This window comes from Pseudomonas sp. FP453 (genome assembly GCF_030687495.1).
In the GTDB taxonomy this organism is placed as follows: Bacteria; Pseudomonadota; Gammaproteobacteria; order Pseudomonadales; family Pseudomonadaceae; genus Aquipseudomonas.
This window is the reverse complement of record NZ_CP117435.1, coordinates 2,285,404-2,300,011: the sequence shown is the minus strand read 5'-3', so window position 1 is coordinate 2,300,011 and position 14,608 is coordinate 2,285,404. Positions and strand designations below refer to the sequence as shown.

Here is a 14,608-nt window from a genome sequence, read left to right as displayed (position 1 = left end):
TTAATCGTTTCCCCTACCTCGCTTTCGACGCTGTACCCACGCCACGGGCCAGTACCAGAATCAATGGACTATTGCTGACATGCCCGATATCACCTGCGCCCTACCGCTGAAGAAGTTCCACCTGTCCTTGCTGACCAGTTCCCTGCTCTTGGCGGCCGCGCCGTCGTTTGCCGATGACGCCAAGCTCGACACCGTGACCGTGATCTCCACCGGCCTGCGCGGCCAGGAGCGCACCGTGGCCGACAGCCCGGCGCCGATTGACGTGATCAACAGCGACCAGTTGCTCAAGACCGGCCGCGCGGAGTTGTCCGAGGCGATTGCCAAGTTGCTGCCGTCGTTCAACTTCGGCACCAATATCGCCGGCTACAACTCGGTGACGCGGCCCTTGAGCAACCGCAGCCTGGGCCCGGCGTACACCCTGGTGCTGGTCAACGGCAAACGCCGGCACAACGGCGCCACCGGCCAGCGCGGGTCCATCGACAACAGCGGCGCCAATGCGGTGGACATCGACCTGATCCCGGTCAGCGCCGTAGACCATATCGAAGTGCTCAAGGACAGCGCCGCCGCGCAGTACGGCTCGGATGCGGTGGCGGGCGTGATCAACATCATCCTGAAAAACACCAAGAGCGGCGGCCATCTGGAAACCAGCTACGGCCAGCTGTTTTCAGGCGAAGGCGAGACGATCAAGGTGGCTGGCGACCAAGGCTTCGAGCTGGGCCAGGGCGGCTTTTTCCACCTCTCCGCCGATGCGCGCAAACGCGGCAATGCGTCGTGGAACGACAAGGCCGACAGCAGCGTCAAGGCCTTCAACGACCCGGCCAAGGAAGCGGCCTGGGACCGCGTGGCGATCAAGAACGGCGACCCCGACCTCAAGGCCTTCAACCTCGCCTACAACGCCGAACTGCCGCTGGAAAACCTCACGCTGTACTCGTTCTCCACCTACGGCGAACGGGATGCCGAAGCCGCCAACTATTTCCGCCTGCCCACCGGCACCGCCGCCGTGCCCGAGGTGTTCCCCGACGGTTACTTCCCGCTGAACAACATCAAGGACCGCGACTACCAGTTGCTGTTTGGCGGCAAGGGCGAGTTGGCCGAGTGGAACTGGGACCTGAGCACCACCTACGGGCGCAACAACGTGCACCACTCCAGCGACCTGAATATCAACCCGTCCCTGGGCACCGCGTCGCCGACCAAGTTCGACAACCTGGCGACCTTTCGTTTTGAACAGTGGGTCAACAACCTCGACTTCACCCGCCGCTACGACAGCCTGTTCAACCTGACCACGCCGGTGCAGGTGTCGGCCGGCCTGGAACATCGCTGGGAGCATTTCAGCACCTTCGCCGGTGACCGCGAGGCCTATATCACCGGCACCTACCCCGCCGCGTCGGGCGCGCAGGCGGCGGTGACGATTCGCCCGGAAGATGAAGTCAGCCTGATCCGCAACAACGTCGCCGGCTACCTGGATTTGGGTTTTGACCTGACCGACAAATGGTTCCTGGACGTGGCCGGTCGCGTCGAACATTACGACGATGACTCAGGCAACACCTTCGGCCTCAAGGTCAATTCACGCTATGAACTGACCGACAGCGTGGCCGTGCGCGGCACCGTCGGCACTGGCTTCCGTGCGCCGTCCCTGACGCAGATCGGCTACACCGTCGCCGACAACCGCGTAGCCCTGGATGCCGACGGCAACGTGGTGCCCGCCGTGACCCGCCTGACCCCATCCGGCAGCAACCTGGCCAAGGCCCTCGGTGGCGATGACCTCAAGCCGGAAAAATCACGCAACCTCGGCCTCGGCCTGACCTGGCAACCGGCGCCGCGCACCAGCATCACCGCCGACGCCTACCTGATCGACATCGACGACCGCATCGCCCTCACCAGCACACATCTACGACCGCGGCAACGGCGCGATCAACGCGATCCTCACCGCCCAAGGCGTGCCGTCCGGCACCTGGGTCAACTACTACACCAACGCCTTCGACACCCGCACCAAGGGCCTGGACGTGGTCGCCGACCACACCACGCCGCTGGACGCCTATGGCGAGGTGCGCTGGAGCCTGGGCTTCAACTGGAACAAGACCACCATCCAGGACAGCCGCGACACCCCGGCCGCGCTGGCTAACACCGGCGTGACCCTGGTGGGCCGCGACCGCGCCGGCGACCTCACCGACGCCTCGCCCAAGACCAAATGGATCCTCGGCGCCAACTGGAAGATCGACGACCTCGCGGTGAACCTGCAAACCGCGCGCTACGGCGCGGTCAAGACCCTCGCGGTCAACCCCAGCGGCGACCGCAGCTTCGGCGCCAAATGGATCACCGACCTCGACGTGAGCTACACCTTCGTCGACCACCTCACCGTGAGCATCGGCGGCACCAACATCTTCGACGTGCGCCCCGACAAGCACGCGGTGTACAGCAACCTGGGCCTGGCGGCCTACGGCAACCCGCCGTTCTACCCGGGCGGCGGCTACTGGTACACCAAGCTGGCCTACGACTTCTGATCCACACCGTGCATGCACCCGAACCGCCACATGAGGGCTACCCATTGACTACCTCCAACTTGATGAGCCGCTTGCTGGCCCCGTGCGCCCTGGCGCTGGCCCTGGCCGGCTGCTCGCCTGCGGGTGAGCAGGCCCAGGCCAACAAAACCCTGAATATCGCGTTCTTTGGCGACAACACCACGCTGGTCAGCGTCGACCCGTTCCAGGTCTATTGGCTGGAACACCGGGTGCTGCTGCGCAATGTCGCCGAGTCCCTCACCGACCAGGACCCGGAAACCGGCAAGATCATCCCGTGGCTGGCCAAAAGCTGGGAGGTCAGTGACGACGCGCTGACCTACACCTTTCACCTGCGCGACAACGTGACCTTCAGCAACGGCGAACGCTTCGATGCGAAGGCGGTGAAGACTGCGTTCGACAGCGACAAGGCCCTGGCCACCGAGCTGCCGGCCACGTTTGGCGCGACCTACCTGGCGGGTTACGACCATGCCGAAGTGGTGGATGACTTCACCGTCAAGCTGGTGCTGTCGCGGCCCAACGCGGGCTTCTTGCAGGCCACCTCCACCACCAACCTGGCGATCCTCGCGCCCGCCTCCTATGCGCTGACCGTCAAGGAGCGCTCCCTGGGCAAGATCATCGGCACCGGGCCCTTTGTGCTGGCGAGCTACACCCCGGAAGTCGGCGCGCACCTGACCAAACGCAAAGGCTACGCCTGGGCCTCGGCCAATATGAAAAACCAGGGCGAAGCCCATCTGGATGCGATCGACGTCAGCTACATCCCCGAAGAAAGCGTGCGCAACGGCCTGTTCCTGCAAGGCAAGGCCGACATCCTGTGGCCGCGCAACCCGTTCTCCGAAGTGGACCTCAAGCTGTTCCAGTCCAAGGGCGCAACCATCCAGAGCCGCTCGCTGCCCGGCCCGGCGTTGAACCTGTACCCCAACACCCGTGGCGAACGCATCCTCGCCGACCGCCAAGTGCGCCTGGCCGTGCAGAAGTCCATCGACCGCACGAGCTACGCCAGCACCGTGTACAACGCCGAGTTCCCGGTGGTGCAAGGCATCTTCGACGTGACCACGCCCTTCGCCAAGAGCCAGGCGGCCAAGCTCGGCTACGACCCGGCGGGCGCCGAACAGCTGCTGGATGGAGCCGGCTGGGCCAAGGGCGCCGACGGTTACCGGCAGAAAAACGGCAAGCGCCTGAGCCTGAGCTACAACATCAGCCCGGCGGAAACCGCCGGCGACGTGTTGATCCAGGACCAACTGCGCAAGGTCGGCATCGAGTTGAAACTCAGCGTGGTCACCCGCGCCGAGTGGGTGGCCAACAACTCCGCCGGCAACTACGACCTGACGATCAACTACATGACCCGCGCCGACCCTATCATCCTGCAAACCATCCTCGATCCACGCACCGCCAACAGCTCCACCGTGGCCACCAACACCTATGAGCCGGCGGTGCTGGAAAAAGCCAAGGGCTTGTTCGATGCCGGCATCACCGCCACCCAGGGCCCGCAACGCGCGGCGGCCTATGGCGCCCTGCAAGACCTGCTGATCGACGAAAGCTCGGCCTTCCCGGTGTATGAGCGGGTGTGGCAGGCCGCGACTTCGGCCAAGGTGAAAAACTTCCGCTGGACCGCCGAAGGGTTCGCCCTGCTGGGTGATATCGAGATCGGCACGCCATGAGCCGCTACCTGATCGGCCGTGTCGGCCAGGCGCTGCTGGTGTTGTGGGGCGCCTACAGCATCACCTACTTCATCCTGTATCTGCTGCCGGGCGACACCCTGTCCCTGATGCTCAGCGCCTCGGGCATGGAGGCCGATGCGCTGTCGGTGGAAGACCTGGCCAAGGCACGCGCTTATTACGGCTTGGACAAGGGCGTGTTCGAGCAGTACTTCGACCTGCTGTGGGGCGCGCTGCGCGGTGACTTCGGCCAGTCGCTGTCGATGAACCGCCCGGTGGCTGATTTGCTGGTGGAGCGCCTGCCGCAAACCCTGTCCCTGGCGGGCCTGGCCATCGTGCTGTCGTTGCTCGGCGGCATTGGCCTGGCCTACCTCACCGCCTACATCCGCTGGCAACCGTTGAAAAAGGCCCTGACGCGCCTGCCGTCGCTGGGCTTTTCGGTGCCGGTGTTCTGGATGGGCCTGTTGCTGATCCAGGTGTTTGCGTTTGGCCTGGGCTGGTTTCCGGCCACCGGCAGCAAGGGCTTTGAAAGCCTGATATTGCCGGCGGTGACCCTGGCGATTCCCAGCGCGGCGGTGTACGCCCAGGTGCTGCAACGCAGTTTCCAGGGTGTGTGGAAGGAGTCGTATATCGCCACCGCCTACGCCAAGGGCCTCAGCCGCGGCCAGGTGCAGGCGCGCCACGGCTTCAAGAATGCGGCGCTGCCGATCCTCACGCTGATCGGCTTGCAGGTGGGCAACACGGTGTCCGGCGCAGTGCTGGTGGAAACCATCTTCGCCCGCTCCGGCATCGGCCGCCTGGCCCAGGAAGCCGTGTTGCGCCAGGACATCCCGGTGGTGCTGGCCATCGTCGCGGTGTCGGCGGCGGCGTTTGTGCTGGTCAACCTGCTGGTGGACCTGCTGTACCCGTGGCTCGACCCGCGTATCTCCCACACGCCAAAGGTGTCCTAGACCATGACCATCCTTGAGCAGAACCTGCGCGGCAAAGCCCTGCCGGCCAGCCAACCGCTGTGGCGCCGCCGCAGCCGCCTGCAACGCGCCACGGCGGTGTTGCTGCCGTTGTTGCGCAAACCCGGTTTCAGCCTGGCGTTGTTGCTGGTGCTGTTCGCGCTGGTCAGCGCCGTGGTGCCGCACCTGCTGACCGGCTTTGATCCCTACGCCACCTCGCCCGCCGACAAGCTGCGCGCGCCCAATTTCACCCACTGGTTCGGCACCGATGAACTGGGCCGCGACCTGTTTACCCGGGTGGTCTACGGCGCGCGCCTGTCGATGCTGGCGGCGTCGCTGGCGGTGGGCATTGCGCTGGTGGGCGGGCTCGGGTTGGGCATCCTCTCGGGCTTTGCCGGTGGGCGGATCGACTCGCTGATCATGCGTTTTGTCGATGTGCTGCTGGCCCTGCCCGGCGTGCTGCTGGCCCTGGCGATTGTCACCGCTATCGGCTTTGGCACGGTGCCGGTGGCCATCGCCGTGGGCGTCGGCATCATTCCGGGGTTCGCCCGCACCACCCGTGCCGAAGTGCTGCGGGTCAAGACCCTGCCCTATGTCGAGGCCGCGCGCCTGGGCGGCGCCAGTTGGGGGCGCACCTTGCTGCGCCATATCCTGCCGAATGCCTGGGGCCCGGTGGCGGTGTTGGCGACCCTGGACTTCGGTGCGGCGATCCTTGCCACCGCCGGGCTGAGCTTCCTCGGTTTCGGCGCGGTGCCCCCGGCCGCCGAATGGGGCACGTTGATCGCCAACGGCCGGCACTTTCTGATCACCGCGCCGTGGGTGTCCCTGTTGCCCGGCCTGTTCCTGGTGGCCGTGGTGTTCAGCCTCAACCATATCGCCCGCACCTTCGAGGAGACCCAGCGATGAGCGCTTTAGTGGATGTGCGCCAACTCAGTGTCAGCTACCGTTCCGGCGGGCAACTCACCGCCGCCGTCAAACAGCTGTCGCTGGCGATTGCCGAGGGTGAAACCGTGGCGATTGTCGGCGAGTCCGGCTCGGGCAAATCGACCCTGGCCAACGCGATCCTCGGCTTGCTGCCGGACAACGCGCAGATCAGCGGCGGCGCGCTGTGGATCGCGGGCAACGACCTGACCCACGCCAGCGAACGCCAGAAGCGCGGCGTGCGCGGCCGTACCGTCGGGCTGGTGCCCCAGGACCCGATGGTCAGCCTCAACCCGACGTTGCGCGTGGGCCAGCAGATCGCTGAAGCGCTGATCCTCGCGCACGGCAAACGCTACCCCGGCGTCGATGCCGATATTGTCGAGCTGCTGCAACAGGTGGGCATCGACAAACCGGTGTTGCGCGCCCGCCAGTATCCCCATGAACTCTCTGGCGGCATGCGCCAGCGGGTGCTGATCGCCATTGCCCTGGCCGGCAACCCGCGCCTGATCATCGCCGACGAGCCCACCAGCGCCCTCGACGTGACCGTGCAGCGCAAGATCCTCGACCACCTGCAACGCCTGGTCAGTGAGCGCGGGATTTCGCTGCTGATCATCACCCACGACCTCGGCGTGGCCACCGACCGCGCCGACCGCATCCTCGTCATGCAGCACGGTGAACTGGTGGAACAGGGCCCGCCCCGGCAGATCCTCGACGCGCCGCAGCACGACTACACCCGCGCCCTGATCGCCGCCGCACCGGCGTTTGCCCGGCGCCGCGAGCCCTTGCTGAACCTGGACCCGACGCAGGCGCCGATCCTCAGCCTGCACCACGTGGGCAAGACCTTCGCGCTGCCCAAGGTCAAGGGCGAAGCCAGCACCTTCCTGGCCCTGGAAGACCTGAGCCTGGAGGTTTACCCCGGGCAGACCCTGGCGATTGTCGGCGAGTCCGGCTCGGGCAAGAGCACGGCGCTGCGCATCGCCCTCGGCCTGGAGAAGCCCAGCCACGGCCGCGTGCACTTCGAACAGCGGGACATCACCGACCTCAGCTGGCGCGAATTCCGCCCGCTGCGCCAGCGTATCCAGCTGGTGCAACAGAACCCGTTCGCCGCGCTGGACCCGCGCCTGACCATTTTCGAGAGTATCGTCGAGCCGCTGGAATCCTTCGGCCTGCTCAAGGGCGCCGCCCTGGAACAGGCCGCGCGCGAACTGATCAGCCGCGTGCACCTGCCCATCAGCTACCTGGACCGCCTGCCCCGCGAACTCTCCGGCGGGCAATGCCAACGCGTCGCCATCGCCCGCGCCCTGGCGTTGAAACCGGACCTGTTGCTGCTGGATGAACCGGTCAGCGCCCTGGATGTGTCGGTGCAGGCGCACATTCTCGACCTGCTGGAAGAGCTGCAACGGGAGATGGGCATTGCCTATGTGCTGGTGTCGCACGACCTGTCGGTGGTGGCCAACTTCGCGCACCAGGTGCTGGTGTTGCGCCAAGGCCGCGTGATCGAACATGGCTCGGTGGAACACATCTTCAACCGCCCCGCGACGGCGTACACCCGCGAGCTGATTGCGGCGATTCCGGGGCGGCAAGCGGCGGCGTGAGGGCATGACGCAGAGCGTCATAGTCGGCATTCCCACGCAGAGCGTGGGAACGATCAACCCGTGGGAGCGGGCTTGCCCGCGATAGCGGAGTATCCGCTGATGCATCCGGTGACTGACACACTGTCATCGCGGGCAAGCCCGCTCCCACGATTTTAACCGCGCCTATCGGCTCGAGGACGCTGGGCAGGCACGCCACTCCCCGGCAGGTGGCTCATCCGTTGATCACTGCGCTGACTGGGGATGGGGCAGCACCATCGAATACGCCCCCTGATGGTAGAGCAACGGCGCGTGGCCAAAGTCATCGAAGCGCACGACTTTACCGATCATGATCCAGTGATCCCCACCGTCCACCTGCTGGTACTTCTCGCAGTGAAAGTGCGCGGCGCAGTCGGCAAACACCGGCGCCCCGCCTTCACCGCGTTCATGGGCGATGCCCGCAAAGCGGTCTTCGCGGGGGCGGGCGAAATTGTTCGACAGCGCGATCTGGTGGGCCGCGAGAATGTTCACCGCAAAGTGGCTCGCCTGCTCGAACACTGCATGGCTGCTGGAACGTTTGTCGATGCTCCACAGCACCAGGGGCGGGTCCAGGGACACCGAGTTGAAACTGTTGGCCGTCACCCCGACCTGTTGGCCGCGCTCGGTGGCGGCGGTGACCACCGTGACGCCGGTAGCAAAGTTGCCCAGGGCACGGCGAAAGGCGCGTGTATCAAATTCAGTAGACATGCAAGACTCCTGGCGCCATCGCACGCGGCGCCGATGATGGGTGTGGTGGACAGGCCGATCAGACCATCGTCGGGGTCAGGCTCAAGCCCCATCAGCTCACGCCCGAGGATCTGCGCGCAGACGTCATAGTCGGTGTAGGCATGTGCCCCGGTCATATGGGCGTCGCGCCACAACCGTTGCAACTCATTGCTCTCCATCCACGCCCCGCCACCGGCGGCTTCAAACAAGCGGTCTACCGCCTGGATACACATCTTGACCGCATACGCCTGGTTGGTGCGCCAGAACGCCAGGGTTTCCCTGGACGGGTACACCTGGCGCGCGCCATGTTCGGCGTGTTCCTGCCAGGTCTTTTCGAGGAAGGCGCGGGCTGCGGCCACCCTGATGGGTCGATTCGGCCAGGCGCATCAGGGCCGGCGTGGCCGCGCCAACCTGGGCGCCGGTATAGGCGCGCACCCGATGACGCGTCTTCTCCCGGAAAGCCTCAAGCATGCGCTCGGCGACACCCAGGCTGACCGTTGAGAAACCGCTGGCGAAATACGGGCGATAGGGCGTGAAGTAAATCTGGCTGTCGGGGTACAGGCCGAAACCGGCGGATGTGCCTTCCATCATGTCCCTGGCTTTCTGGATGCGATGGTTGGGCACAAACGCGCCCTCGACGCTCAGCGTCTTGGTGCCGCTGCCGCGCATGCCGAGGGCGAACCAGTCGTCGAGGATTTGATAGTCGCTGCGGGGCAACACGGCGAAGCAGTAGTCCTGGCCGCCCTCGCTGTTCTGTCGGCGGCAGCCGAGGATGGCCCATTCGGCATGGTCACTGCCGCTGCTCCAGCCCATCTGCCCGCTGAACCGCACGCCACCTTCGACCTCTTCGACCTTGCCGAACGGCGCGATGCTGCTGCTGGCAGTGGCATCGGGGTGGTCCAGCCAGAGCTCGTCCTGCAGTTGCCGGGGAAACATTGCCAGCTGGTGGCTGTGGGTACACAGCAAACTCACCGCCCAGGCCGTGCTGGCGCACGCACCCGCCAGCAGTGCGATGCAGTCGCAAAACGCCGGGAGGGACATTTCCAGGCCGCCGTAGGCCTTGGGCTGGAACGCGCGGTGCAGGCCGATGCTTTTGAGCAAGGCAATGTTCTGCGCTGGCACTTTTCGCTCGCGCTCGGCTTGCGGGGCGTTTGCGGCGATCGTCGGCAGGAGAGGCTTGAGGTCTTCAAGCAAGGAATTGGAAGGCTGCATCAGGACACCTGTTTTTATTGGATTTGGTGTCCAGTATTGCCAGCGCGGGTCATCGGTGAAATGGATGTTCCATGGAGACGCTTGTACTTTTCACCGCTGCGTCAGTCGGTGACGGCGGCGCTTTTGCCCTCCCCCTGCGCCGACATCAGGATCGCCAGCACAATCAGCGTCGCGCCGGCGAGCATCCGCCACGAGGGCGTTTCGTGGAACAACCACCAGGCGCAGGCGATGGCGTACACCGGCTCCAGCGAGATGATCATGCCGGCGCTGCGGGCGTTGAGGCCCTTGAGGCTTTTGACGAACAGGGCTTGGGAGACAGCGGTGCACAGCACGCCGAGGATGGCCAGGTGAGTCCAGTCAACGGCATCGAGTTCCACCAGGTCAAACACCGCAAACGGCGCCATGATCAGCGCCACCGTGGCGTTCTGCCAGAACACCACTTGCACGCCATTGCGCCCGTCGGTGGCGCGGCGGTTGGTCATGGCCAGCAAGGCGAACGACAGCCCCGAGGCCAGGCCCCACAACAAGCCGACGGTGCCCTGGTTGGCGAGTTCGAACGACGGCGTCACCAACACCAGGCCCAGGGTCACCAGTAGCAACAACAGCGCTTCGGCCAGATGCGGCCGGTCACGGAAGACCGCCATGTCGAGCAGGGTGATAAAGGCCGGAAAGCTGGCAAAGCCAAGGGTGGCAACCGCCACGCCACCGACCTTGATCGCGATGAAAAAGGTCACCCAATGGGCGGCGAGCATCAGCCCCGAAAGTGCATAAATCGACAGTTTCCTGAGGTTCAGGCCGCGCAGCAGCGCACGGTCTTGCAGCTGTGCGAACACCGCCAGGGCCAGCAGCGCAAACGCTGCGCGGCCAAAGGTGATCACACTGGCGCTGGCATGGATCAGTGCGCCAAAAATACCGGTCAAGCCAAACAGCAGTGCAGTGATATGGGCAGAAGTAAGGGCAGTACGATAGGCAGTCATGAAAAGAGCTTCGCGAAAACGAGCTGGGCCGTGGACTTCTTATTGTTGACCCGGTGGAAAGGGAGGCGCCTCGATCGCCGCTTGCGTGGAGCTTTGTAGGGAGGCGCCTGGTTTTTTTAGCCTTCGGACACGTCGATCCAGATGGTCTTGATCTCGGTGTACTGGTCGTGGGCCCAGATCGACTTGTCACGCCCGCCGAAGCCGGACTGCTTGTAGCCGCCGAACGGCGTTGAAGCATCGCCCTCGCCGAAGCAGTTGACCGTGACGATACCGGCGCGGATCTCGCGGGACAGCTTGATCGCATGGCGCAGGTTGTCGGTGTACACCGACGCGGCCAGGCCGTAGATGGTGTCGTTGGCCAGGGCGATGGCTTCGTCCAGGGTGGTGAACGTGGTCACGGTCAGCACCGGGCCGAAGATTTCCTCCTTGAACAGCAGGCTATCGGCGCTGACGCCGTCGACCACGGTGGGCTGCACGTAGATACCCTCTTCGGTCTTGCCACCGAAGACCACGCGCAGGTTTTCGTGGCCGGCCTGCACCAGGTACGAGCTGACTTTGTCGAAGTGCGCCTGGCTGACCATCGAGCCCAGGCGGTTGTCCGGGTCCAGCGGGCTGCCCATCTTCCAGGCCTGCAGCTGCACGCCGATGCGCTTGAGCAGTTCATCCTTGACGTCGGCGTGGACGATCAACCGCGACGAGGCCGAACAGTTCTCGCCCATGTTCCAGAACGAACCGTTGACGATATGCCCCGCCACCAAATCGAGGTCGGCGACGTCGTTCATCACCACGGCGGGGTTCTTGCCACCCAGTTCCAGGACGATGCGCTTGAGGTTGGACTCGGCGGCGTAGTGCAGGAACAGGCGACCGGTGTCGGTGGAGCCGGTGAAGCTGACCATGGTCACGTCCATGTGCCGGCCCAACGGTTCGCCGACTTCGCGACCGCCACCGGAGACCACGTTGAACACGCCATCCGGCACGCCGGCCTGGGACGCCAGCTCGGCCACGCGCAGGGCGGTCAAGGTGGTTTCCTTGGCCGGCTTGACGATGATCGAGCAACCAGCCGCCAGGGACGGCGCGATTTTCCAGGCGAGCATCAGCAGCGGGAAGTTCCACGGCAGCACCAGGCCGACCACGCCGATGGCTTCGCGCACCACCAGGGTCAGGGCGTCGTGGCCCACCGGTGCGGTGTTGTCGTAGATCTTGTCGATCAGCTCGGCGTGCCAGCGAATCATGTGGATGGTTTCCGGCACGTCGGTCAGTTGGCACTCGCGCACCGGCTTGCCGCTGTCGAGGCTTTCGAGCACGGACAGTTCGTGGGAGTGTTGCTCCAGCAGGTCGGCAAAACGCAGCAGGACTTTCTTGCGCGTGCCGGGGCTGAGCTTGTGCCAGCGGCCATCGTCGAAAGCCTGTTTGGCCGAGGCCACGGCGACATCCACGTCGTCGCTGTTGCACGCGGTGATTTGCGCCAGCACTTCACCGGTGGCCGGGTTGGTGGTGCTGAAGGTGTTGCCCGACACCGAGGTGTAGGGCGCGCCGTTGATAAAGGACGTGGTGGGGAACTGGATATCCTTGGCGATGGCCGCGTATTCGGCGGCGCTGAGCAGGTGGGTCATCATGCACCTCCAACAATGCGCGCGACGTCACGCTTGAGATTGCTGATGACGGTTTCCAGCGCCTGTTTTTCGTCTTCGAACAGCGGTTGCAGCGGTGCACGTACGCTGCCGGTGCGCAGGCCGTTGAAGGCGCAACCGGCCTTGATCGCCTGGACGAATTTGCCACCTTCGAGGAAGTCCATCAGCGGCATGAAGGCGCTCATGATCTTGCGGCCTTTGTCGAAGTCTTTTTCGATCACGCAGGCTTCGTACAGGGCGATATGTTCACGCGGCACGAAGTTGGAACCGGCACACACCCAGCTGCGCGCGCCCCAGGCGAAGAATTCCAGGGCCTGGTCATCCCAGCCGCAGGACAGCGCGATGTGCGGGTACTGAGTTGCAAGGCGGTGGACCTGGGCCATGTCGCCCGAGCTTTCCTTGATCGCCACGACGTTTTTCGAGGCGCTGACGGCCTTGAAGTATTCATCGCCCATGCTCACGCTCATGCGGCCCGGGTAGTTGTAGAGCATGATCGGCAGGCCAGCAGCCTCGTCCACGGCCAGGGCGTGGATGGCGTTTTCCTGTTCGGTGGGCAGCGCGTACGGCGGCGAGCCGACGAGGATCGCGTCGGCCTTGATGGCGCGGGCGGCCTTGGCGTATTCCACCGAGTCTTCGGTGCGGATGGCGCCGGTGCCGACGATCAGCGCGACGCGGTTGCCGATGACTTCCTTGGCGTGGGCCGCGAGGTCGATGCGCTCCTGGGACGTGTGCGCGTAGTACTCGCCGGTGGAGCCGCCGATGATGATGCCGTGGACTTTGGATTCGATCAGGTATTCGAGCACGTCAGCGAAGGCTGCGTTGTCGATCTGGCCGGTGGCGGTCAACGGGGTGATTGCCGGGGTGTAGATGCCTTCGAATTTCATGGGTGTTTCTCCAACAGTGAAAGAGGTGTGTTTTCGCTCAGCTGCTCAAGGCCGCTGCGTCCCGCAAGTTCAACGAGCGTGTTTCCGGGGCCATGGCCCAGGCGGCGGCCAGGCCGATAAAGGTCACGCCGGCAGCGACGTACATGGTGTTGCCGATGCCGATGGAGGTCAGCGACAGCGGCACCAGGTAGGTGCCCACGGCGGCGCCGACCCGCGACAACGAGGTGCCGATGCCGACGGCAAAGGCGCGGATTTCGGTGGGAAACAATTCATTCGGGTACACCAGTTGCAGCACTTGGGCGCCGCCGATGAACACGGCGTAGGCGCCGAACAGGCACAACACCAGCAATTCATGGCTGTTGGAAAACGCCGCCAGCAGCAACAGCGCCAGGCCCGACCAGAGGAAGCTGTGGATCAGCATGCTGCGCCGGCCGATGGTGTTGATCAGCCGGGTGGCGAGGATGCAGCCGACCACAAACAGCAGCGTGATGAACATCGAGCCGTAGGAGGCCCACTCGCCTTTCAGGTTGAGGGCTTGCAAGACTTTGGGGGCGAAGGCGTAGACGGCGAACACCGGGATGATCGAGCACGACCAGAACACCGAGACAAAGAACAGGCGCTGGCCGTAACCCGAGCGCAGCAGGTCGCGGAAGGTCATCTTGCGTTCGTCCGGCTGCTCCGGCAGGTCGCGCAGCGAATAGTGCGTGCCGTACACACGCTTGATCACCTGCTCGGCCTCGGCGTCGCGGCCTTTGCTAAGCAGCCAGCGCGCCGATTCCGGGGTGCCCAGGCGCAACACGAACAGCACCAGGCCGATCACCGCCGCACTGGCCAGCGCATAGCGCCAGGCGTCGTCGGCGCCGGTGTTGATAATGGCGTTGCCGACCACATAGGCAAACGCGGCACCGGCGAACCACAGGATGGTCAGCGCGGCGAGCCGTGGCCCGCGTTGTTTCTTCGGCAGGAACTCCACCAACAACGAAGTGGCCACCGGGTATTCAATGCCCACGGCCAGGCCGATGATGAAACGCAGGGCAAACAAGAGCCACGCCGATTCAACCCAGAACTGCGCCAGGGAACACAGGATAAATAACGAGGGGCCAATGAAATAAACTTTCTTGCGCCCCAACTTATCGGTCAACCAACCGCCGATAAAACCGCCAAAGAACACGCCAATCAAGGCCGATGCGGCAATCAAACCCTGCCAGAACTCGGTCAATTGCAGCGCATCGGTTATTTGCAACATGGCAATACCGATAATGCTTAAAACATAACCATCGACAAATGAACCACCGCCCGAACGGGCCGTGAGCAATCGGTGAAAGTTATTAAGAGGTACATCCTCAACTGAGGCATTCGGACTTGTCATTATTATCTCCTACTTCGCTTCGTTCATTCGCCGGGGTACAACGCACACTTGAAATCCAGGCGAATGAAAGCCGTCTCAATCAAAAACCGCAGTCGCTGAAACGCCTGCTGTTGTCCAATCAATAGATTAAGTTCGGTATTACGTGTTGATGATGGTG

Annotated in this window: 8 protein-coding genes and 3 pseudogenes; 5 read left to right on the top strand and 6 right to left on the bottom strand. The window is 64.2% G+C overall.

Annotated elements, in window-relative coordinates; genetic code table 11:
- Positions 1-79 precede the first annotated feature (79 nt).
- The 5 genes and pseudogenes from PSH87_RS10600 (at position 80) to PSH87_RS10575 (ending at position 7,637) form a co-directional block, all read left to right on the top strand.
- Positions 80-2,501, top strand: a pseudogene (locus PSH87_RS10600) (TonB-dependent receptor plug domain-containing protein).
- Positions 2,502-2,563: 62 nt separating this feature from the next.
- A complete protein-coding gene (locus PSH87_RS10590; protein ID WP_305434289.1) occupies positions 2,564-4,177 on the top strand; it encodes an ABC transporter substrate-binding protein in 1,614 nt (537 codons plus the stop codon).
- Entirely contained in the window at positions 4,174-5,124 is a 951-nt protein-coding gene (locus tag PSH87_RS10585) for an ABC transporter permease (RefSeq protein ID WP_305433490.1), read from the top strand. Before PSH87_RS10590 ends, PSH87_RS10585 begins: the two co-directional genes overlap by 4 nt.
- A gap of 3 nt (positions 5,125-5,127) precedes the next feature.
- Positions 5,128-6,027, top strand: coding sequence for an ABC transporter permease (locus PSH87_RS10580; protein ID WP_305433489.1), 900 nt, complete (start codon positions 5,128-5,130; stop codon positions 6,025-6,027).
- Positions 6,024-7,637, top strand: a complete 1,614-nt coding sequence (locus PSH87_RS10575; RefSeq protein WP_017737444.1) for an ABC transporter ATP-binding protein — start codon at positions 6,024-6,026, stop codon at positions 7,635-7,637. Before PSH87_RS10580 ends, PSH87_RS10575 begins: the two co-directional genes overlap by 4 nt.
- 240 nt (positions 7,638-7,877) lie before the next feature.
- Here PSH87_RS10575 and PSH87_RS10570 read toward each other — a convergent pair.
- From PSH87_RS10570 to PSH87_RS10545, 6 genes and pseudogenes are all read right to left on the bottom strand, one after another.
- Positions 7,878-8,360: pseudogene (locus PSH87_RS10570) on the bottom strand (flavin reductase family protein); the annotation flags it as partial.
- A gap of 71 nt (positions 8,361-8,431) precedes the next feature.
- Positions 8,432-9,590 (bottom strand): annotated as a pseudogene (locus PSH87_RS10565) (p-hydroxyphenylacetate 3-hydroxylase oxygenase component); the annotation flags it as partial.
- A gap of 101 nt (positions 9,591-9,691) precedes the next feature.
- Positions 9,692-10,567 (bottom strand): DMT family transporter, encoded by an 876-nt coding sequence (locus tag PSH87_RS10560; RefSeq protein WP_305433487.1) that lies wholly within the window; start codon positions 10,565-10,567, stop codon positions 9,692-9,694.
- A gap of 116 nt (positions 10,568-10,683) precedes the next feature.
- Positions 10,684-12,180 (bottom strand): aldehyde dehydrogenase, encoded by a 1,497-nt coding sequence (locus PSH87_RS10555; RefSeq protein WP_305433485.1) that lies wholly within the window; start codon positions 12,178-12,180, stop codon positions 10,684-10,686.
- The gene (locus PSH87_RS10550) at positions 12,180-13,082 is read right to left on the bottom strand and encodes a dihydrodipicolinate synthase family protein (protein ID WP_305433484.1); all 903 of its coding nucleotides are present in this window, start codon (positions 13,080-13,082) and stop codon (positions 12,180-12,182) included. Before PSH87_RS10550 ends, PSH87_RS10555 begins: the two co-directional genes overlap by 1 nt.
- Before the next feature lie 37 nt (positions 13,083-13,119).
- The gene (locus PSH87_RS10545) at positions 13,120-14,451 is read right to left on the bottom strand and encodes an MFS transporter (protein ID WP_305433482.1); all 1,332 of its coding nucleotides are present in this window, start codon (positions 14,449-14,451) and stop codon (positions 13,120-13,122) included.
- Positions 14,452-14,608: the final 157 nt, after the last annotated feature.